General features: G+C 43.9%; 17 protein-coding genes and 4 tRNA genes. 8 read left to right on the plus strand and 13 right to left on the minus strand.

Annotated features, from left to right (window positions below; translation table 11 throughout):
* Window positions 1-61: 61 nt before the first annotated feature.
* The 12 genes from rimI to ACTXGK_RS27590 form a co-directional block, all read right to left on the minus strand.
* A complete protein-coding gene (gene rimI / locus ACTXGK_RS27535; protein WP_443517533.1) occupies window positions 62-559 on the minus strand; it encodes a ribosomal protein S18-alanine N-acetyltransferase in 498 nt (165 codons plus the stop codon).
* A 193-nt stretch (window positions 560-752) separates the two neighbouring features.
* On the minus strand, window positions 753-1,943 hold the full coding sequence (tuf, locus tag ACTXGK_RS27540; protein WP_201599904.1) for an elongation factor Tu: 1,191 nt from the start codon (window positions 1,941-1,943) through the stop codon (window positions 753-755).
* Between the two features lie 276 nt (window positions 1,944-2,219).
* A complete protein-coding gene (locus ACTXGK_RS27545) occupies window positions 2,220-2,537 on the minus strand; it encodes a DUF6122 family protein (protein ID WP_071002261.1) in 318 nt (105 codons plus the stop codon).
* A 211-nt stretch (window positions 2,538-2,748) separates the two neighbouring features.
* Window positions 2,749-2,823 (minus strand) — tRNA-Thr (locus ACTXGK_RS27550).
* Between the two features lie 103 nt (window positions 2,824-2,926).
* Window positions 2,927-3,000: transfer RNA gene (locus ACTXGK_RS27555), tRNA-Gly, on the minus strand.
* A gap of 84 nt (window positions 3,001-3,084) precedes the next feature.
* Window positions 3,085-3,168: transfer RNA gene (locus tag ACTXGK_RS27560), tRNA-Tyr, on the minus strand.
* Window positions 3,169-3,235: 67 nt separating this feature from the next.
* A tRNA-Thr gene (locus ACTXGK_RS27565) sits at window positions 3,236-3,311 on the minus strand.
* 194 nt (window positions 3,312-3,505) lie between these two features.
* The gene (trpE, locus tag ACTXGK_RS27570) at window positions 3,506-5,002 is read right to left on the minus strand and encodes an anthranilate synthase component I (protein WP_443514475.1); all 1,497 of its coding nucleotides are present in this window, start codon (window positions 5,000-5,002) and stop codon (window positions 3,506-3,508) included.
* Between the two features lie 237 nt (window positions 5,003-5,239).
* Complete coding sequence (locus tag ACTXGK_RS27575; RefSeq protein ID WP_443514476.1) at window positions 5,240-6,442, minus strand: FHA domain-containing protein; 1,203 nt, start codon at window positions 6,440-6,442, stop codon at window positions 5,240-5,242.
* Window positions 6,443-6,558: 116 nt separating this feature from the next.
* Complete coding sequence (locus ACTXGK_RS27580) at window positions 6,559-7,404, minus strand: RsiV family protein (RefSeq protein WP_443514477.1); 846 nt, start codon at window positions 7,402-7,404, stop codon at window positions 6,559-6,561.
* A gap of 226 nt (window positions 7,405-7,630) precedes the next feature.
* Window positions 7,631-9,226 (minus strand): peptide chain release factor 3, encoded by a 1,596-nt coding sequence (locus ACTXGK_RS27585; RefSeq protein WP_201600390.1) that lies wholly within the window; start codon window positions 9,224-9,226, stop codon window positions 7,631-7,633.
* 182 nt (window positions 9,227-9,408) lie between these two features.
* Complete coding sequence (locus ACTXGK_RS27590) at window positions 9,409-10,311, minus strand: hypothetical protein (protein ID WP_443514478.1); 903 nt, start codon at window positions 10,309-10,311, stop codon at window positions 9,409-9,411.
* A gap of 258 nt (window positions 10,312-10,569) precedes the next feature.
* Here ACTXGK_RS27590 and ACTXGK_RS27595 point away from each other — a divergent pair, with 258 nt between their 5' ends.
* From ACTXGK_RS27595 to ACTXGK_RS27610, 4 genes are all read left to right on the plus strand, one after another.
* Window positions 10,570-10,983 carry an Ohr family peroxiredoxin gene (locus ACTXGK_RS27595; RefSeq protein WP_201600394.1) on the plus strand — a complete coding sequence of 138 codons (414 nt, stop codon included), beginning with the start codon at window positions 10,570-10,572 and terminating at the stop codon, window positions 10,981-10,983.
* 207 nt (window positions 10,984-11,190) lie between these two features.
* Entirely contained in the window at window positions 11,191-14,169 is a 2,979-nt protein-coding gene (gene polA / locus ACTXGK_RS27600; protein ID WP_443514479.1) for a DNA polymerase I, read from the plus strand.
* Window positions 14,170-14,425: 256 nt separating this feature from the next.
* On the plus strand, window positions 14,426-14,962 hold the full coding sequence (locus ACTXGK_RS27605) for a hypothetical protein (RefSeq protein ID WP_443514480.1): 537 nt from the start codon (window positions 14,426-14,428) through the stop codon (window positions 14,960-14,962).
* Window positions 14,963-15,226: 264 nt separating this feature from the next.
* Complete coding sequence (locus tag ACTXGK_RS27610; protein ID WP_443514481.1) at window positions 15,227-15,577, plus strand: hypothetical protein; 351 nt, start codon at window positions 15,227-15,229, stop codon at window positions 15,575-15,577.
* A gap of 114 nt (window positions 15,578-15,691) precedes the next feature.
* On the opposite strand, the gene hemH is transcribed toward ACTXGK_RS27610, so the two are convergent.
* Window positions 15,692-16,711 carry a ferrochelatase gene (gene hemH / locus ACTXGK_RS27615; RefSeq protein ID WP_443514482.1) on the minus strand — a complete coding sequence of 340 codons (1,020 nt, stop codon included), beginning with the start codon at window positions 16,709-16,711 and terminating at the stop codon, window positions 15,692-15,694.
* A 459-nt stretch (window positions 16,712-17,170) separates the two neighbouring features.
* Between hemH and metX the strand changes: the two genes are divergently transcribed.
* The 4 genes from metX to trhO all read left to right on the plus strand — a co-directional run bounded on the left by metX (window position 17,171) and on the right by trhO (window position 21,438).
* A complete protein-coding gene (metX, locus tag ACTXGK_RS27620; RefSeq protein ID WP_443514859.1) occupies window positions 17,171-18,523 on the plus strand; it encodes a homoserine O-acetyltransferase MetX in 1,353 nt (450 codons plus the stop codon).
* Window positions 18,520-19,137, plus strand: coding sequence for a methionine biosynthesis protein MetW (gene metW, locus ACTXGK_RS27625; RefSeq protein WP_443514483.1), 618 nt, complete (start codon window positions 18,520-18,522; stop codon window positions 19,135-19,137). The genes metX and metW overlap by 4 nt, the downstream gene beginning before the upstream one ends.
* Before the next feature lie 399 nt (window positions 19,138-19,536).
* The gene (locus ACTXGK_RS27630; RefSeq protein ID WP_201600408.1) at window positions 19,537-20,118 is read left to right on the plus strand and encodes a tetratricopeptide repeat protein; all 582 of its coding nucleotides are present in this window, start codon (window positions 19,537-19,539) and stop codon (window positions 20,116-20,118) included.
* Between the two features lie 252 nt (window positions 20,119-20,370).
* Window positions 20,371-21,438, plus strand: coding sequence for an oxygen-dependent tRNA uridine(34) hydroxylase TrhO (trhO, locus tag ACTXGK_RS27635; protein WP_443514484.1), 1,068 nt, complete (start codon window positions 20,371-20,373; stop codon window positions 21,436-21,438).
* Window positions 21,439-21,523: the final 85 nt, after the last annotated feature.

Here is a 21,523-nt window from a genome sequence, read left to right on the forward strand (position 1 = left end):
GGTTGAGATAAATAATTTACCTTTAAAGAAACTACGCTTATCACTTGAGAATTTATTCTTTTCACTCACCATAGACATGTTGCATGATTAACGCATCAACTGCAGACTGATTCGGTGACTGATAATAGCCTTTTCGTCTATGAATGACTGCAAATGCTTGCTTCTCATATAGCGCTATCGCAGCATGATTGTCTGCTCGTACCTCTAACAACAAATTTTCCACCTGATTACTCTGCAATATTTTATGCAACTTATCAATAATTTGTGAAGCAATGCCTTGTCGTTGATAATCAGGATGCGTGCCAATACGTAAAACTTCTGCTTGCTCAAACACCATTTGATATAAGCAATAGCCAATAATGCTACTCTCTTCGGTTTGCTGTTCTTTTTCATGCTTATAAACGATCAGCATATTAATGCTGTCTTGCTCAAGTAGTTCGATCAAAGTCTGGTAACTCCACGCGTCTTGCGGCTGGACGATGGCTTCGATATTCGCTACAGCTTGAACCGCTTGTTCAAGCTCTGCTGTATTGGTTGATAACGCTTCTATCAGAAACATGACTGTCCTTTTATTATGCTGAAATTGTATACATAAATCTTATCGCACGTTTATCGATTAATGATCCAGTGATATGAAAATATAATTATATAAATAAGTAACTAACCCTTTTCCAATACCAATAAAAAAAGCCACCCTAGATAGGGTGGCTCTTTTCTGACTAACTCAAGTTCTCATTACTGAGACTTAATGATTAGTTCAATACGTTAGCAACAACACCAGCGCCTACAGTACGGCCGCCTTCACGAATTGCGAAGCGAAGACCTTTGTCCATAGCGATTGGGTGGATAAGCTCTACGCCCATCTCAACGTTATCACCAGGCATGACCATTTCAGTACCGTCTTGTAATTGGATTGCGCCAGTTACGTCAGTGGTACGGAAGTAGAACTGTGGACGATAGCCGTTTAGGAATGGTGTGTGACGACCACCCTCTTCTTTTGACAGTACATATACTTCTGCGTCAAACTTGGTGTGAGGCGTGATTGAACCTGGCTTCGCTAGTACTTGGCCACGTTGTACGTCTTCACGCTTAGTACCACGTAGTAGTACGCCACAGTTCTCACCAGCACGACCTTCGTCAAGCAGTTTACGGAACATCTCTACACCAGTACAGGTGGTTTTTTGAGTGTCACGGATACCAACGATTTCGATCTCGTCACCAACTTTTACGATACCAGATTCAACACGGCCGGTTACTACGGTACCACGACCTGAGATTGAGAATACGTCTTCGATTGGCATTAGGAATGCTTTGTCAACGTCACGCTCTGGTTCTGGGATGTAGGTGTCTAGTACGCCTAGTAGTTCTACAACGGCTGGTTGGCCGTATTTTTCTTGTGAGCCTTTTAGGGCTTCAGTAGCAGAACCGTGGATGATTGGGGTGTCATCACCTGGGAAGTCATAGTCGTTCAGTAGTTCACGAACTTCCATTTCTACTAGCTCAAGTAATTCTTCGTCATCTACCATGTCACATTTGTTCATGAATACGATGATGTATGGTACGCCAACCTGACGTGACAACAAGATGTGTTCACGAGTCTGTGGCATAGGGCCGTCAGTTGCTGATACAACTAGGATTGCGCCGTCCATCTGAGCGGCACCGGTGATCATGTTTTTAACATAATCGGCGTGACCTGGGCAATCTACGTGTGCGTAGTGACGGCTGTCTGTGTCATATTCTACGTGTGAGGTGTTGATGGTGATACCACGTGCTTTTTCTTCTGGTGCTGAGTCAATAGACGCGTAGTCTTTTGCTTCGCCACCAGAGGTGATTGCAGCTACGGTTGCGATTGCAGCGGTAAGGGTGGTTTTACCATGGTCAACGTGTCCGATGGTACCGACGTTGACGTGTGGCTTGCTACGTTCAAACTTGGCCTTTGCCATGGGTATTTCCTCTTTTTTTTGGTGAATGATCAATAAAAAGCTGTTTAATGGCTCATAATAAAACTAACTCATCATAAACCTAGCTATCAACCGCACGAATCACTGCTTCTTATCAAACAGCACTTCGAACTAATTTTTGTATCCGTTATTATACGCCGACTTATCTTTAATAGTCATATATCTCTTGCTCGAAACCTGTTTTTCTATTGCCTAGAGAGGTCTCAAACATGCTACTACTTATAACCGTTTAACGGCTCGATGTGCAACGCTATTATATCAGCTAGATGACATCATCAAACAATCCGTAAAATCCGTTAACATATGAAAAAGCAATCCAATTCCAATGATGTTAAAAGGCTTACGAAAAAAGAGTAAAGCAACATATACCAGCATTGCATAATACGTATGTAACGGATGGAAATTAATGCTACATCTATTAGCCTGAAAAATCGGGTCTGCGACTAAGTGATCCAAATCAACTAACATAGTCGCGAGCAATATCAGATATGCTTTTTTCCACTCTTTCTTAAAAAATACAACTGCGATAACGAGAGGGAAACCAAAATGCAAAAAGTAATGTATAAACGTTTGCATACTCGTCTACCAGTTTTAATTCTATTGATATCGAATCATTAAAAACAATATTTATTAATATGCTGACAGCACTAAAAGGCAACACCTCAGTGTCACCTTTAAATCATTACCTGTCGTACTAATTTTATATGTTTCAATATTTTATATTTTCGATATCGACGCAAAGCTATATATAAATAGCAAAACAAGCATAGAGGACTTACATAATAAATGGAGCTCATATCGAGAATTGAACTCGAGACCTCTCCCTTACCAAGGGAGTGCTCTACCGCTGAGCTATATGAGCGTATAGTGTAAACCTTTGAGCTGCACTAAAAAAAATATCACGATACAGCAATAATAACTGATGTCGTGATGAATAATTAATAGGCTTTGCGATGGTGTATATATGGAGCGGGTGGCGGGAATCGAACCCGCGTCATTAGCTTGGAAGGCTAAGGTGTTACCATTATACCACACCCGCATTTACTCTAATCTTAATAACTCTAGTTGAGAGTTAGAAACTATATAGAGCATGCTTGGCGCTATAACAAACTTTTAAAAAATATGGTGGTGGGAGAAGGATTCGAACCTTCGAAGCTTTCGCGACAGATTTACAGTCTGTTGGGTTTGACCGCTCCCCAATCCCACCTAAGGGTGCTTTGAACAAAAATGACTTTCATTTAAGACAAATTCATAAAAAGCTACTTTAAAAGAGATGGTGCCGACTGCCGGGATCGAACTGGCGACCTACTGATTACAAGTCAGTTGCTCTACCAACTGAGCTAAGTCGGCTTGTTCTCTCTAAAGTGGTGGCTATTCTATCAAATATTTTGAGATGCGCAAGCCCTTTTTTATCTTTTTTTCAATTATTTTAATAATAATATTTAAGCTACTGATTACGTTATTATTTTTTTGAGAGAAAAATAACAACGTAATTGCTTTTCTGATCTATTGTGATTATATGCGCTGCATAGCTGGCTATATAACTAGCGAATACGTAACCCATTACAGGCCATTTTTACCGCTTTTACCAATGCCAATGCTTTTTTATTGGTTTCATCCCACTCCGCTTCCGGCACAGAATCAGCAACAACACCTGCGCCTGCTTGGATATGGATTTCACCGCGGCGCATCACTGCTGTACGAATAGCAATGGCGGTATCCATATTGCCATTCCAACCTAGATAGCCCACTGAACCACCAAATACTGTCCGACGTACTGGCTCTATCTCGTCAATGATTTGCATCGCGCGAATCTTGGGCGCGCCTGATAGTGTACCCGCTGGAAACGTGGCACAAAATACATCTAGCGCGTCTTTATCAGACCTTATCGTACCCTCCACATTGGACGCGATGTGCATCACTTGTGAGTAGCGCTCAATAAACATTTTTTCTGTGACTTTAACACTGCCATATTCACAAACACGGCCGATATCATTGCGACCCAAATCAATAAGCATTAAGTGCTCAGCAGTCTCTTTTTCATCATTGAGCAGCTCTTGTTCAAGTGCCAGATCCTCCGCTTCGTCTTGACCACGCTTACGTGTCCCTGCGAGTGGTCGTACAGTGACTTTGCCGTTTTCGATACGGGACAGGATTTCAGGAGAAGCGCCAATGATATCGAAGCGCTTGTGATCATCAAGCGTATAGCCATGCACCAAAAACAGATACGGCGATGGATTTAGATACCGTAATGCACGATAGACGGCTAGAGAGTCGCCTGTATAATCCGCCGTCAACCGCTGTGCTGGAACCACCTGCATGACGTCGCCTGCTGCGATATAGTCTTTTATTTTCTTAACGTCGCTGCAGTACTTTTCCATACCTGTTTGCGAGATAAATTTTGGTGTGGGCATCACTGGCGCGGACAAATTGGACGGTTCTGCCAACTTCTCTTCGATTTTTTCTAACTCACGGATAGCTAAGCTGTAGCCCTCCTCGGTTTGACAGTCAGCATAGACGATAATCGATAAGGTATTTTCTAAATTATCAAAAACAATGACACTCATTGAAAGCATCAGCCACATATCCGGCATCGACATCGGATTGGGTGCGTCAGATAGGCCCACACTAGGCTCAATGATACGTACCATGTCGTAACCAAAATAACCGACTAGGCCGCCGCTAAAGCTTGGCATGGTGGGCACATCTTCAGCGGTCGGCATCTGATACTGTGCCATCAGCTGACGGATATAATCAAAAGGATTATCTACTGCTTCTGTATCGATATGATCGTTCCGCTTGGTGGTCATATTGCCATCAGCGTACTGTAAAATAAGGTCACTACCCAGACCGATCATCGAGTATCTTGCCCAGCGCTCACCGCCTACCACAGACTCAAACAAATAAGCAGAACCGTTTAGATCACGTACTTTGGAAAATACAGACACTGGCGTCTGTGCATCCATCAAACGTTTTTTTACTAAGGGTGCATGACTAAAACCCCGATCTTTAAACGCTTGATATTCTTGGAAAGTCATCATAGTAACGCTCTCTTAGCAGCATAATGGTAAAAAATAAAACAGTGGACTGAACCATAAAATATAGCGCCAACACCTTATTTGAATGTTGGCGCTATAAAAAGCAGTTTGCTTGAATGACGAATCATACGACAGCTAAGTTCAGGTCTTAACCTTCATAGAGAAACTGAGGTAACAGACTGCTTATCAATTAGGATAGCTATAGACAAACGATAGCATTCAAACTATGGATTGATGTCACTACATAACGCCCATGTTAAATAGCCATAATGCCAAGCCAATAATCAAAATGGCAGCAAATACCCATATAAACCAACCACCGCTAGATTTTTTCTCTACTTGTCCTGTATGAGCTGGATTACTGATTTCTTGATCCTTGGCATTATTACCTTCAGTGCCAAGATCATGAGCCTGCCCTAAGTTGGCCGTACCCGAAAATTGCGCGGTCGCTGCTTGCTTGGCTTTTAAAACCTCAGGATCGGCTTCTTCTTGTAATTCAGTCTTTGTCGTTTTATCGTGCTCTTCACTTACTACTGGCTCTTCACTTACTACTGGTTCTTCACTTACTGTTGGCTGCGATACTGATGGTTCATCATCAGTAGATACTGTTGGGGTCAACGGCTCTGTAGTCGTCACAGCTTCTGACTCCATTGCTGTTGACTCAGTCGCTGCTGATACAGGCGTTTCAGATACAGACGTCTCAGATACTATCTCTGACTCTTCTGGTGCTGTTTCAATCGATGCAGGCGTAGCACTTTCTGCGGCCGACAAGACATCGTCGATACCTGTCTCTTTGACTACTGGCTCTTGAGACTCTTGAGGCGCTGGTTCAGTTACTTCCGCTCTGTCAACTACAGGCGCACTTGCTGAATCTACTACGGTGTCTGAAGTAGTATCGATAGGTGACGTTTCTGTATCTTCTGCAGCGGGTAAAATCTCTTCAATATTCGTTTGCTTTACGATTGGCTCGCTGGCGATATGTTCTTCGATGATATATTCGTCGTGCAAATTCTCAGTGGCTTCTGCTGGGGCAGTCTCATCACTGACATTACTTACTGCAGCTTCTGTTGTGACTGGCTCTAGTGTCTCATCTGCTTTAGCAGCGACAGGCGCTTGTACCTGAAAGCTAAAGCTTGCAAATCCAAGCGTATCCTCAGCCTGTAGAAGGTTTGATTCGTTGCCCGCGATACGTTGGTCGTTGATAAAGGTACCGTTAGAAGAGTCCAAATCTTTTACGTATAACTGACCATCAAGTATACTTAGAATGGCATGATTGCGAGATACTTGCTTGCTGCCTAGTACCACGTCATTATCACTGCCACGACCAATAGACAAGCTATCATTAACTGTCAGCGTCAGATCACCCAATGCCTCTGTTAACGCATTCAGTTGCCAAGTATCCATCTCTGCTGTCGTGCTCACGCTATCTGTATTGTTCGTCATGCTATCACTCCTTATTTTTTCTATTAATTTTCAAACGATTTTAAGCAAATTACTATCAATTTTTATTCACTAATCACTCTATGATAGAGAGCATAATTAGTGGTCATGTGCTTGGTCTATTTTGGTATGAAGTGAGGCTTAATGACTTTATCAAGCTGACTATACGGAATGCTCAATACAGGCATACCGTAGGCGTATGGACCAATAGAATAGTGCTGATAACGAATGTTGATCCCTGTCTCTGTCAAGGTCACATTGTCGCTCAGCATAAACGGCCAGCTCTGCTCATAGCTACTGACATCATCAGCGACCGTTTTAACCCATGCTTTGTACGCATCATGCGCGAGTGCTTCAAAACGAGGCTTTTTGCCTTTGATCAGCATGTCATCAAGGGTAACTTGTTTTTTGGTGGTCAGATCAAACGTTAGATACTCGCTATAAGGCATGCCGTGTGCACCACCAGTAAAGACGTAGGAGTTGATTTCAAACAGCTCAAAGTTATTAACATGACCCAAGTAATCAGGCGTCACCATCAAGCTATAAGCCCACGAAACCTCTTCAGGCATATCTTGAAACTGCGATGTCGCAAAGTCATTAATCGCAGCCGTGACGTCTGCCTGACTGCTTTTTGTCTTAATAGGTGCTGATTCAGTTGGCTTGCTATTCACCACTAAATTATCGATACGTGCATTGACTGTCTTATCTATCCAGCCATGATTGGTCTTAAGATATTTAACCTCAATTTCTGGGCAATTATCGCGCTCAGTGCACATCTTTTGAATTTTTTCTGGTAGCTGATAATCGAGATACTCTGTTGAGCTGATCAGGCTACCTGCATTTGCGGACAGACTAGCGGCACTCATCAGTAAACCGCTTGCTAAGAGACCAATTCGCCGTATACGCCCTACTCTGCCTGAAGAAATATGCGTCAGCGTGAACCTATTAAGATGAGATTGAACCATAGCTTTCATACATCCCTTTTTATAAATATAAAGTGTTGCATAACATTCTACCGTAACAATGACGCTGTATTGTAGGAACACTGTTTGTGTTTTTGAAGTGTTGCTACTCACTCAAAACCTCTCTTGACTCATTTGCCGCATAAATAACGGACAATAAAAAAGACACGGCTAGCGTGTCTTAATCAATGAACAATACAGTGATACGGCTGATTTGATAACAGTCGTTTTAATGCTCACGCGTGCTGCTAAAGGTGATTTCTGGATAACGATCTTGCATCAATTGCAAGTTGACACGTGATGGCGCAAGGTAAGTCAAATAACCACCACCATCTAATGATAATTGGTCATGGGCTTTTTTCTTGAACTTCGCCAAGGCCACTTCATCATCGCAGTGAATCCAGCGCACGGTGGCAATCGATACTGGCTCAAAGGTACATTGCACTTTGTACTCTTCTTTGAGACGATGCGCGACCACCTCAAACTGTAGTACACCAACCGCGCCCAATACCAAATCGTTATTAATCTGCGGCATAAATACCTGCGTGGCGCCCTCTTCGCTTAATTGCTGTAGACCTTTTTGCAGGGCTTTTGATTTAAGCGGATCTTTTAGCACCACACGGCGGAACAATTCAGGGGCAAAATGAGGAATACCGGTAAAGCTCAACTCCTCGCCTTCAGTGAAGCTATCACCGATAGAGATGGTTCCGTGGTTGTGCAAACCAATAATATCGCCCGGATAGGCTTCTTCTAGCGCCTCGCGGTCGCCTGCCAAAAAGGTCAGCGCATCAGCAATACGGACGTCTTTACCCAGACGCACGTGCTTCATTTTCATGCCTTTTTCGTACTTGCCTGAGCACACGCGCAAGAACGCAATACGGTCACGGTGACGTGGATCCATATTTGCCTGAATCTTAAAGACAAAACCTGTGAAATCGGTCTCGGTTGCTGATACTTTACGCTCAGTCGTTGGATGGGCTTTTGGTGGCGGCGCGTATTTGACCAAGGTATCAAGTACCATGTTGACACCAAAGTTACCCAATGCCGTACCAAACAATACTGGCGTCATCTCGCCCGCTAAAAACGCGTCAACGCTGAACTCTTCTAGCGCCATCTGTACCAGCTCGAGCGACTCCTCAAAAGCATCAAACATCAACTGCCCGAGACGCTCGCGGATATCAGGATAATCATAACCCTCACGAGTTTCAGAAACGGTCATCTTGCCGCCGTTGCCTTTCTCGTATAAGTAGGTTTTGTTTTCTGCAAGGTGATACACCCCAACAAAATCCTGTCCCATACCAATCGGCCACGTGACTGGCACGCATTTAATCTTTAGTACTGCTTCGATTTCACTCAGTAGCTCAAGTGGCTCACGAATCTGGCGATCGAGCTTGTTGACGAACGAAATGATTGGCGTATCGCGCATGCGACAAACTTCCATCAGCTTGATGGTTCGTTCTTCGACACCTTTTGCGCCATCCACCATCATCAATGCGCTATCCACTGCGGTCAAGGTACGATAAGTATCTTCACTAAAGTCGGCGTGACCTGGGGTGTCTAATAGGTTGACCATGTGGTCTTTGTACGGGAACTGCATGACAGACGTGGTGATTGAGATACCACGCTCTTGCTCCATACTCATCCAATCTGAGGTCGCATGACGATCGGTCTTACGGCCTTTGACTTCGCCCACTACCTGAATCGCTTGTCCCCATAACAGCAGCTTTTCGGTCATGGTGGTCTTACCGGCATCGGGATGCGAGATAATAGCAAAGGTGCGGCGCTTGGCCACTTCTTTGGTTAGTTTTTTTGGATCTACGCTCATAATTTTCAGCTTCAACAGTTGTGTCATTTAGAAGTTAATCTAAATAAATAAAATCAATAATGAGCGTATTGTAGCCGATTTAGCGTTAGGGTGCAGAGTTAGCGTATAAAAAAACACGCTCTGTCAGTCAGACAAAGCGTGTTAACAGAATTTTTAACCGTCAGCGTAGGACTTGCTTGATTCTAATAATAGCGCTTGATTTGCTCAGCTAAGAAGTCTCCTGCGACCTCATTAACAAGCGTACAATCTACCACGCCAAAGCGGCTATCTATATTCGGATCGGTGCTACCTTTGGCAACATAATTTGCCTCATAAATATCCTTCCCATATTCAACGCCACTATATTCATAGGCAGGTTGATTTTTATATTCAAAGAACATCACTTGCGCCGCTTTTTGCTTATTTGCTATACCAACACCAAATTGAGAAGTTCTATGATCTCTGTCATCACTAAAGCGTTGTTTGGCAGCTTCGATCCATTTTTCCAATGACGAATAGCCTGTCTTATTTTTGTCATTGAAAGCCAAAAACGAGCGCTCGCTTGTCACGACTGGAATATAACAAACGGAGCCTTCAGGAAAGGCAATATTAGATGGAATGTTGGAGTAATTGCTCAAATCCGTAAGAATACCTCGGCGGTCTTCGATATTCATGCCAGCACTATAACTACGAGTCGTTAGACCTGATAAGTTGAGTGTTTGATAGGTGGTTTCGTAGCCTAGTTTGTTATTACTGTTTTTTTCATAAATGGGGCGTTTGACCGTGCGACCATTGACTTCGATGTCTTTGTTTTCGAGTCGACCTTCGAAATTATCTGCCAGTACCGTTCTGTCTAAATCATTTAGGCTCTGGTTGCTATAACTGTTAATGAGATTGGTGGTTTTGATGTTGCGTGCGCCTGTACGATAGGTCTCATCGATGCGCGCAATGGCGGTATCGTTGGCCTTACTATCGTAACTATTGGCAAAGCTCGTCAGCGTAATATTGTTGCTATCAGAACCATAACTGCCGTCATCTACTTCGCAGCCTATCAAAGCAAGCATTGACCAGAAGAAAACACCAGATATCGCAACCACTCTATTCATCGAACAATGTCCTTATGATTTAGATTTTTTATCACCCAATTTGATGATATTAGTATGACCCACCACATAGCTGGCTTCGGTCATTCTGTCTATTAGCATCAGCATCTACTGTTATGGTAGATAGCTCTGAAAGTCATATTTACAAACTTGTCGTAAATATTTACTACCGACTTACTGAGCTTGGCTGATGATTTGTTATCCTAAGTTGCATATTTAGATTCACTATTCAAACCCAAAAACCACAACAAAGGATGTGTTATGAAAACTTTATATTCTACTAAATCTACTGTTACTGGCGGTCGTATGGGTACGGCAACCTTGAGCGATAGCGACCTTGAGATCAACATGACCCCACCAGGTGGCAATCAAAAAGGCAATAATCCTGAGCAATTGCTAGCTATGGGCTACGGTGCTTGCTTTGATGGCGCGCTTGGCGTGGTCAAAAAGATGGAAAACGCACGCTTTGGTTCCACAACTGAAACGTCTGTTGATTTGTTACAAGGTGACAACCACGAGTACAAACTCTCAGTAAAAATCCATGTAATCGCCGACAACACTGATCTGTCAGCTGATGAGATCCAAAAACTGGTTGAAAAGGCGCATGACGTCTGCCCATATTCTAAAGCCACACGCGGCAACATCGATGTTGAAGTCTCTTCAGAAGTAAAATAACGCATTATGAGACTCATTATCAATGATTAATTAAGAATATATTAATTATAGAAGAACTCAGCTGGTCTGGGTTCTTTTTTTGTTTGAAATTTTGGTGAAAAAATAAAACCGCTAGAACATCTCGTAACGGTTAAGCAGTTCGGCACGCACTGTTTTTATCGTTATAATAAGGGCATATTTTTATCTAATAGCTGATAAGTGACCTTTATGACTGATAATATAGCTGACAATACCACCGATAACGACCACAACTCCCATCAAGCACTCGATCCTAAAACCTTACCGAATTTTGACGATATGCCTAATGTCGCGCTGATGGATACCAGTCACGTAGACAAAGATCAGCCCCCGTTTATCTTGGTTGACGGCTCTTATTATTTGTTTCGCACCTATCATGCCCTCCCAAAAACCATGCAAAACTCGCAGGGTCTAATCACCAATGCGATACGCGGCACATTGAACGCATTACTCAAACTCATGCGTCGTTATCACCCGACCCACATGGCTGTCTGCTTCGATACCAAGTCACCGACTTTTCGCCATCATATGTCGTCTGACTATAAAGCAGCTCGTCCGCCCATCGATGTAGAACTGGTGGAGCAAATTCCTTATATTCATCGTTTGGTTAGCGCCTTAGGTATTCCGCTATTACGTATTGAGGGTGCAGAGGCCGATGATATCATCGGTACACTTGCCCATCGCGCTGTCGAGCAAGGTCACCATGTGGTCATCTCCACCGGCGATAAAGACATGATGCAGTTGGTCAACGATTGCGTCATCTTAGAAGACAGCTTTACTGGTAAAGTCACGGATACACCAGCGGTGATCGATAAGTTCGGTATTAATCCAAACCAAATGATTGATTTTTTGACGCTAATGGGTGATGCCTCTGACGGTATTAAAGGCGTACCGGGTATCGGTAAAAAAACCGCCAAAGACTTGCTGGTTGAGTACGGTGATATCGAAAACATGCTCAAGCATATTGGCTTTATCAAAGGTCGCGGGGCTAAAGGTCTGATCGAGCACGCTGATGATATTCCTTTTAATAGAAAGCTTGCCACCATCGTAACGAATTTGGAAATCGGCCAAGACTGGAACGATTTAAAAATCAATACGGATCCTTGTGCGCATATAGATGAGCTGCGCGAATTATATACCGAGCTTGAGTTTAGAAATGAGCTGGCATCTCTTGATCACCCAAACCATCCTGCAAATGGCTCACAAAGCGTTGCTGATAGCCAAGCCAATGCTGAGTCACAAGCACAAGTTGCCAAATCGCTGCAATCGACCAACACTGATAATATGACGGGCAGTAACCATCAAGATAAAGCGTGGCATACTGTGCTCGACGAACCTGCGTTTGATAGCTTAGTCGAATTACTAGAGGCGGCGCCGCACTTTGTCATTGATACCGAAACCACCAGCGTTCATTGGCGCGATGCCCAAATCGTCGGCTTGTCTTTTGCCCTGCAAGCTCACGAGGCCTATTATGTGCCACTCACCCACAGCTTAGAAGGCGATGAGCTGACAGTGAAACAACTCGACCGTGATACGGTATTGGCGCGCTTAAAGCCTATATTAGAGAATCCAAATATCGGTAAAATCGGACAGCATCTAAAATACGACGCGCATATCCTCGCACACTATAATATCGACTTAGTTGGTGCGATACATGAGCAGCCAAACAACTGGGCGATGGATACCATGCTTGCCAGCTACGTCATCAATGCGGCAGCGACTCGTCACGGTATGGACGATTTGGCACGCCATTATCTGCAAACGCAGACCATTAGCTTTGAGGAAGTCGCGGGCAAAGGGGCTAAGCAAGTCACCTTTGACCAAGTGGCTATCGATATTGCGAGTGACTATGCTTGTGAAGACGCCGATATCACCTATCAATTATTTGACGTATTCAGCGTTGAGCTAGCGAACGATGCCAACAATGCCAGACTGCTCCACGAGTTAGAGATTCCGACAGCAGAGATACTTTGCCAGATGGAAGCAAACGGTATTCTCATTAAGCGCTCCTTCTTAAACGAGCTATCAAAACGCTTTGATGAAGAAATTATCGCACTAGAAAAACGCGCTTATGAAGTCGCAGGGGAAGAATTTAACTTAGGATCACCGAAGCAACTTGGCGAGATGCTGTTTGACAAGCTCGGCGTGCCGGGTGGCAAAAAAACCAAGTCTGGTCAATACTCGACTGGCGAAGCGGTCTTATCAAAAATCGATCATCCCTTAGTCGATATTACGCTAGAGTATCGCGGGTTATCTAAGCTCAAAAGCACCTATACCGATGCACTCGATAATGTCGCAGATGCTGAGACGGATCGCGTGCATACCAGTTACCATCAAGCACTCACCAGCACAGGCCGTCTGTCATCGACAGATCCTAACTTACAAAATATTCCCATTCGTACTGCAACTGGTCGCCTGATTCGCCAAGCCTTTATCGCACCAGAAGGCCGCGTGATCTTAGCTGCGGATTATTCACAAATCGAGCTACGTCTCATGGCGCATTTCTCAGGCGATAAGAACTTGACGCATGCCTTTAACGAAGGGTTAGATATTCATGCTGCGACTGCCGCCGAAGTGCTTGGCAAGGATGTTGCGGACGTGACCCCAACTGAACGCCGTAATGCCAAAGCGATTAATTTTGGTCTGCTATACGGGATGAGTGCCTTTGGACTTGCCAAGCAGCTACAAATGAGTCGCGGTGAAGCGCAAGACTATATCGATATGTACTTTGAGCGCTATCCGGGTGTCAAAAACTATATGATCAACACCCGTGCCAGCGCGTACGAGCAAGGCTATGTCGAGACGATATTAGGCCGTAAACTCTATACACCGGATATTAATCATAGCAATCGTATGGTCAAGCAAGGTGCTGAGCGCGCGGCAATTAACGCGCCGCTACAGGGCTCCGCCGCTGATTTGATTAAGCTTGCCATGATCGCCGTGGATAAAGTATTGCCAAAAGATCAGGCTAAAATGCTGCTGCAAGTCCATGATGAACTCGTGTTTGAAGTGGATGCTGATAAGGTAGACGCGGTTAGCCAATTGATTACCGATGCCATGCAAGATGTCTTGAGGACAACAGCGGTAGAGAAAGGCTGGCATGTTGACTTTGCTGTGCCACTACTGGTCGAAACCGATAGCGGTCAAAACTGGGATGAAGCGCACTAACCGTTGATTTGGACAACTCAGAACGCTAGTGAGCTTAAAGATATGACGGGTTTTGAAACCCACTGTATCATCCATATAAACAACCACTTATGACTACTTGGTTATATTCTATGACGTTGTTATTACCATATTGGGTTATAATAGCGTCATAGTAAATTATTCATATTTCGTTAGATATTTTTCGGTTTAGAGTGAGCCTGCGGGCTCACTTTTTTGTTTTTGACACATTCTTTTTGATACGCAGGAGCCAGTTATTTTGAGTTCAGATGGCATCATTGAAGCCCCCGGTATTATCCTATTATTCATCTGCTTGCTACGCTGCACGCAATATTTTATAAAAAGTCACATCAAACAAGTCCAGGCTTTTTGGCTGGCTTCTGTGCTTATATTTGTCGCTGTCATTCGTCGCGAGCTAAACTATCTACCAGATTTGTTGGTTCCGAGCGATTTCTCGTTTTTAAATCAATCTTATGACTGGTGGGAAGACAGTGTGCTGACCGTTATCTATCTCGTTGCACTCGGTCTATTGGCTTATTCGAGGCATTACCTATGGGCAGTGTTAAAGAACGTGCCTGTCTCGCTCTACCTCATCGTTACCGCGCTGGCAATTGTCCAATATATGGGAGAGAACGCCATTATGTTCCCGCATACATTTGGTGAAGTTGTCGAAGAGTTGGCTGAGACTGTCATCTATGGTATTGCCTTGACATATTTATGGCGATTCAAACTGGCTGATTATGAATCATGTCTGGCGCAGAAATTAAACTATGAGCTCAAACACGCTGATAATTAAAATTATAGTCACGATACTATTAATGACGTAGTAACAAAGATCTTTTAAGCAATTTTATGAAAACTCACGGCTGCTCAATATGAGTAGCCGTTTTGCATTTTGGCAATCGCCTTACATTTTTTGAACATCCTGTCACACCTTACTACTAGTGAAAATCCCAATAACCGTACAAACTTATGGACAGATTATCAATGTCGCTATAAGCAGCGCTTTTATAAGCCCTGCTATGACTTTACTGCTAATAATTACAATAAGGAATGACTTATGGAAAACTCAAAAAACCCACTACCAGAAGAGATGGATCATATCGATGGCAATCGCCGCGACAATAATGACAGCACTGACAATCAAGACAACCAGTTAGTCGATTTAGACAATCCGATGTTGCACACTATCGACAACGATGATGTGATTGACAACAGTGCAGGGTTTGATAACGCAGAAGTCGGTAGTGCTGCTACCCAAGGATTAACACCTATGCATCGTCAAAACCTTGATGAGTCACGTGTCGATGAAGTCTTAGTTCAAGACAATCTTGATGACAATGATTATCCAGATACCATGGATATTGCTGATAGAGATGCCGCAGAGCGTAGTAATGACGATGATTTTTAGAAATTAGCACCACGGTTGATATAACCCTTTAGAGCAAAAAAGCACGCTTAATATTGTCAAGCGTGCTTTTTTATGGCTTATCATTTCACTGACAAAGATATGAGTTTTAGCTGATTAAACCCATCCATCAAGTGTGCCAGCCCAACCTTTCACGAGAGGCAGACTCAATGCTTCAAGTAACTCAATATGCGTCTCATCGAGGTTGAGCGCGGGGATATAGTGATACTCTTGCCCGCCTGCTTCCAGAAAATTATCGCGGTTTTCAATGGCTAACTCTTCTAGCGTCTCAAGACAATCCGCTGAAAACGCAGGGCTAATCACTTGTACCGAGCGCACACCTGACTTGCCCCAGTCTTCTAATACCACATCGGTATAAGGCTTGACCCATTCTTGTTTGCCAAAGCGTGATTGGAAGCTGATGATCCACTCATCGTCTTTTAGACCAAGAGTATGTGCCACTTGTGCCGCCGTACATTTACAACGCTTAGGATACGGATCGCCTTTATCAGCATAAGGCTGCGGAATACCATGAAAGCTGAACATCAATTTTTCAGGCTTACCATGCTTCTCTTGGAAGCGGCGTATCGAGTCGGCCAATGCCTGAATATATAGTGGATGCGCAAAGTAATCTTTGACAATCGTATAATTTGGTAGGTTACGTTGCTTAAGTGTCCACTTCGTCAGCGCATCATATACCGCACCACCTGAAGAGGCTGAGTATTGCGGAAACAAAGGTAAGATAACAAAGTGATCCACGCCTTCTCCGCGCAACGCATCCATGACATCAGGCAATCCAGGATTACCATAGCTCATTGCAGGATGCACGGAAACGCGAAATGGCGCTACGCTATTTGCCAAACGCGGCTCTAATAGCTCAACTTGGCTTTTTAATATTTTACGAATCGGCGAGTCACCTTCCCAGATACTGGCGTAAGCCTTTGCGACACGCTTAGGACGACTTGGCAGGACAAACAAATTCAAGATAATGGCCCACAAAAACTTGGGAATCTCGATCACTCGCGGATCTGACAAAAACTGTTTGAGATAGCGACGTACAGCAGGTGCCGTTGGCTCATCTGGCGTGCCAAGGTTAACTAACAGGACAGCAATACGTGGGGGCAATTCAGGTTTCATAGCAACACTATTTATCAGCAGTAAGTTATTAGAGGCGATGTCACAATATGAGGTGCAGTGTAAGATGCAGGATTGTTAAGACACCATTGAATAAACACCGCATTAGTGTAGCATTTTATCCATGAATCACGCATGGCAAAAGCACACTTGTACAATTTGATACGCAGTCGCCAATCTTCTATTATTTACCCTTTACTATTTAACGCAATAAAAACGGCGTTTAAAAGGCCTGCTCGGCGGTTGTACTCCTACGCGCATCACCATACAATAGGCAAGCCCAGTTTATGAAAACGGTGTAGGTAAAGTAGTCCGTTAACATTTTGCCATTTTACTTTTATTTTATTTTATTGATGATTGTTGTCTTGCGAGGTAGCTTTGAACGCACGCTCTGATAATACCAGTGACCAGTCCCCTAAGTCTCACGCTCACGCTAACCGTTCAGCCAATGCTGCTGGATCCGTGGGTATTGTTACGCCGCAAAAATTACATTTTGCTGAGCCATTGACCTTAGAATGTAACCGTACCCTGCCCTCGTTTGATTTAATGGTAGAGACTTACGGTACGCTCAATAGCGACAAATCAAATGCCATTTTGATCTGTCATGCGTTATCGGGTAACCATCACGCGGCAGGCTTTCATAGCGTTGATGACAAAAAAGCGGGCTGGTGGGACAATATGATTGGCCCTAATAAAGCCATCGATACCAATCAGTTCTATGTGGTATGCGTCAACAATATCGGTAGCTGTTTTGGCTCAACTGGCCCAACAACTATTAATCCCGATAGCATTAGTTCGGATGACAATATCGATTCAAGCGATAGCAGTGCAAATAACAGCAATGAGCCACAAGTTTATGGCCCTGACTTTCCGCTTATCACAATTAAAGACTGGGTAAAAACCCAAGCCATGCTTTCAGATCGACTCGGCATCGATGTTTGGCATGCCATCGTTGGCGGCTCAATGGGTGGTATGCAAGCGCTGCAATGGTCTGTCGATTATCCAGATCGGCTAAAACGCTGTGTGGTGATTGCCAGTACGCCGAAGCTATCTGCGCAAAATATTGCTTTTAACGAAGTCGCACGCCAGTCTATATTGTCTGATCCTGATTTTAAGGATGGACGCTATATACAAGCAGGCACGTACCCTCGTCGCGGCCTCATCTTGGCACGGATGGTTGGTCATATCACGTATTTGACTGATGACGCGATGAAAGCCAAGTTTGGCCGTGATTTAAAATCTGGCAAGTTCATGTATGGCTACGATGTCGAATTCCAAGTTGAGAGCTATCTGCGTTATCAAGGTGAGCGCTTTAGCGAAAACTTTGATGCCAATACCTATTTGCTGATGACCAAGGCATTAGATTATTTCGACCCGACGCGTGATTACTCATCAGCGGTAGCAAAAGATACTACAGAGTCGGCCGTGCCATTAGAAAATTCTATCGCGGCGTCAGTCGAGTCTAGCAAAGCCAATGCGCAGAATGAATTAGAAGATGCGGTAGCGACGATTGAAGACATTGAGTCTGATCGTCAGCAAGAGCTGTCGGCACTCAAAGCGGCATTCGCTCATACAAAATGCCAGTATCTGGTGGTGTCGTTCACTACCGATTGGCGCTTTGCCCCGCAGCGCTCGCAAGAAATCGTGGATGCACTGATGGCAACGGGCAAACCTGTCAGCTATATCAATATTGATGCGCCACATGGACATGATTCGTTCTTATTTGATATTCCTCGCTACATGGGTGCAGTCGAAGGATTTTTGACAGCGCCATTTATTAACCCTAGCCGCCCAGCCACAGGAGAGCGCTCATGAGAATGGATCACCAATTAGCAGAGCGTTGGATTGCACCGCAAGCACATGTATTAGATTTGGGCTGCGGTAATGGCGAGCTACTTGCGCACTTACAGCAAAAATTAGGCGTCACCGGATACGGGCTTGAGATTGACGAAGACAAAATCAACGAAGCCATTGGCAACGGCTTATCGATTATTGAGCAAGACCTCAACGATGGTTTGGCACGCTTCGCCGATGACAGTTTCGATACCGTGGTCATGGCACGCGCGCTACAAGCAGTAAAATCGCCTGATGTACTCCTACTCGATATGCTGCGCGTCGCTCGTGAAGCCATCATTACCTTCCCCAACTTTGCCCATTGGCAAAACCGCATTCATTTAGGGCTCAAAGGAATGATGCCAGTGTCTGAAGCGCTGCCTTATGAATGGTACGATACGCCAAACATTCATCTGTGTACCTTTAAAGACTTTGAGCAATTGTGTGCGCAGCATGATATTCATATCATCAATCGCTTTGCGGTCAGTGATTCTGACAAAGGCCATACACCGCTGATGACGGCACTGATTAGACAAGCACCCAATTTACTCGCAGATGTCGCTATCTATCGAGTGACAAAGAAAAAAACGAAGTAATGTCAGATATTTGATTTTTGCTTAAAAGGACAAAATGACCGTTATTGATGAACCATTTATCTTAGCAAATTGTTAACTAATGATTGTCTTATAGTAACTCTATGATTTTACTGGGGACAATCAGGTATAAGCAGCTATTAAATCTTGTAATTAGTATTTGAGTTTCGTAAGTTTGGGTGTTAAGCTAGCAAAATGTTGTCAGTTACCCCACTATTACGACCGTTTGTCTAATCAGTTGGGCTAAATCGATGATACAAAATTAAAAACTCTATTGCTGATGATTAGGTAAGTTCATATCGCAAGATGTCACCTAATTGTTATCGCCGCCTAACTGTCTTTAGCAAGACAATGCTTAGCGGTACAATTTTTGCTTATTAACTGCCTAATTTTGGAGCTGCTATGAAATTATTAAAAGCTGCGTTGTTTACTGCATTATTTTCTTGTGCTGGTTTGGCCAATGCTGAGTTAATATCAAACGTACCGCTTGATACCTCACGTTTTGAGCTGATGCCTGTGAGCGAGCTGTCTAGTCGTGCTGCCCAAGGTAACGATCATGCTCAATTCTATCTAGCCAAGCGCTTGCAAAAAGGCGAAGGTATTGCACAAAATACTCAACAAGCAATCCAGTGGTACACCAAAGCCGCTCAACAAGGGGTTGCCCCTGCTCAGTTGAACCTTGCTATCATGTACTTACGCGGTGAAGGCGTACAGCCTAACTTGCAGCAAGCGCGTCTTTGGCTAGAAAAAGCCGCGATGCGTGGCGACAACCGTGCCAGTTATACACTTGCATTGTTAGATGAAAAACAAAAAAACCTGGTTGATGCCTATAAATGGTACGACTTAGCTGCCCGTGATGGCATGCTCGATGAAAAAGTTCGTAACAAGGCGCGTGGTAAAATCGGCCAATTGGCATTGAACTTATCCAGTGCAGATATCGCTAGTGCTCGCAACAAAGCAGATACTTGGTTCCAGAGTAAGTAAACCAAACGCTTACGCAGTGAATATAAAAAAGCTCAGTATTTTACTGGGCTTTTTTGTTTTTTATCGTGTAGACAAATCGCTGATTTTTTTCTTTAGTATCAAGCGACTTATTTTAAGCTATTCAAAACCCTGCCAAAGTTTGCTACACTACGCGCGCATTCATCAATCCCACAATTTTGTTAATGCTTTAAACTGAAAAGATACTTTAAACCCAACGCACTAGGTTTACGACCTAGCCAGCAGGAGAAACACATGAGCACCACTCAAGATAGTAATATCAAAGAAACCGTGATAACTGACAATCAATCAGCCCCCGCCTACGACAGTAAAACCAACAATATCGTTGTTGCCGCACTTTATAAATTCACACGCTTTACTGACTTTGAGCAGTATCGCGAGCCAATTTTGAATGCGATGTTAGATAACGACGTCAAAGGCACCTTGTTGCTTGCAAGCGAAGGCATTAACGGTACGATTTCTGGCACGCGTCAAGGCATCGATACCATCCTTGACTACCTGCGTAGTATTGAGGCTATTGGTACTTTTACCTTTAAAGAGTCTTATACCGACGCCCAGCCGTTCTATCGCACCAAAGTAAAGCTAAAAAAAGAAATCGTTACCATGGGCGTAGAAAACATTGACCCACTACAATCGGTCGGTCGCTATGTGAAGCCTAGCGAATGGAACGCATTGATCTCAGATCCTGAAGTGACTCTCATCGATACACGTAATGATTACGAAGTGCAAATCGGTACGTTCCAAAATGCCGTCAATCCAAACACTGAGACCTTCCGCGAGTTTCCAGAATACGTATCAAAAGAGCTGGACCCAACCAAGCATAAAAAAGTCGCCATGTTCTGTACGGGTGGTATCCGCTGCGAGAAGTCGACTGCGTATCTACGCGAACAAGGATTTGAAGAGGTTTACCATTTAGAAGGTGGCATTTTAAAATACCTAGAAGAAGTCCCCGCTAGCGACTCTATGTGGCAAGGTGATTGCTTTGTGTTTGACAACCGTGTATCGGTCAATCATAACTTAGAAAAAGGTAATTATGAGCAGTGTTTTGCTTGCCGTATGCCGATCACTAGCGATGACATGCAGAGCCCAGCCTACATCAAAGGCGAATCCTGCCCACACTGTATCGACAAAGCGACCGATGAGCAAAAAGCGCGTTTCCGTGAGCGTGAGCATCAAATGCAACTAGCGAAAAAGCGCGGTGAAGCTCATATTGGTAGTGACGTGATGGATGTCATAGAAAAACGCAAAGCGGCCAAAACTGAAGCACGTCGTCTAGCAGATGAAGGCAATAAAGATAAATAAATTTGAAATTGAATAAAGCAAAAAGGACGCCCTGATGAGATACTTTATCAGGGCGTCCTTTTTGCTTTATTCATACTTACTGAGT

The organism is Psychrobacter sp. T6-5 (assembly GCF_052258485.2).
Lineage (GTDB): Bacteria > Pseudomonadota > Gammaproteobacteria > Pseudomonadales > Moraxellaceae > Psychrobacter.

Excerpts from the sequence above, each read along its gene's own strand:
- rimI (WP_443517533.1), bottom strand. The coding sequence starts at position 559 with ATGTTTCTGATAGAAGCGTTATCAACCAATACAGCAGAGCTTGAACAA.
- tuf (WP_201599904.1), bottom strand. The coding sequence starts at position 1,943 with ATGGCAAAGGCCAAGTTTGAACGTAGCAAGCCACACGTCAACGTCGGT.
- ACTXGK_RS27545 (WP_071002261.1), bottom strand. The coding sequence starts at position 2,537 with ATGCAAACGTTTATACATTACTTTTTGCATTTTGGTTTCCCTCTCGTT.
- trpE (WP_443514475.1), bottom strand. The coding sequence starts at position 5,002 with ATGATGACTTTCCAAGAATATCAAGCGTTTAAAGATCGGGGTTTTAGT.
- ACTXGK_RS27575 (WP_443514476.1), bottom strand. The coding sequence starts at position 6,442 with ATGACGAACAATACAGATAGCGTGAGCACGACAGCAGAGATGGATACT.
- ACTXGK_RS27580 (WP_443514477.1), bottom strand. The coding sequence starts at position 7,404 with ATGGTTCAATCTCATCTTAATAGGTTCACGCTGACGCATATTTCTTCA.
- ACTXGK_RS27585 (WP_201600390.1), bottom strand. The coding sequence starts at position 9,226 with ATGAGCGTAGATCCAAAAAAACTAACCAAAGAAGTGGCCAAGCGCCGC.
- ACTXGK_RS27590 (WP_443514478.1), bottom strand. The coding sequence starts at position 10,311 with ATGAATAGAGTGGTTGCGATATCTGGTGTTTTCTTCTGGTCAATGCTT.
- ACTXGK_RS27595 (WP_201600394.1), top strand. The coding sequence starts at position 10,570 with ATGAAAACTTTATATTCTACTAAATCTACTGTTACTGGCGGTCGTATG.
- polA (WP_443514479.1), top strand. The coding sequence starts at position 11,191 with ATGACTGATAATATAGCTGACAATACCACCGATAACGACCACAACTCC.
- ACTXGK_RS27610 (WP_443514481.1), top strand. The coding sequence starts at position 15,227 with ATGGAAAACTCAAAAAACCCACTACCAGAAGAGATGGATCATATCGAT.
- hemH (WP_443514482.1), bottom strand. The coding sequence starts at position 16,711 with ATGAAACCTGAATTGCCCCCACGTATTGCTGTCCTGTTAGTTAACCTT.
- metW (WP_443514483.1), top strand. The coding sequence starts at position 18,520 with ATGAGAATGGATCACCAATTAGCAGAGCGTTGGATTGCACCGCAAGCA.
- ACTXGK_RS27630 (WP_201600408.1), top strand. The coding sequence starts at position 19,537 with ATGAAATTATTAAAAGCTGCGTTGTTTACTGCATTATTTTCTTGTGCT.
- trhO (WP_443514484.1), top strand. The coding sequence starts at position 20,371 with ATGAGCACCACTCAAGATAGTAATATCAAAGAAACCGTGATAACTGAC.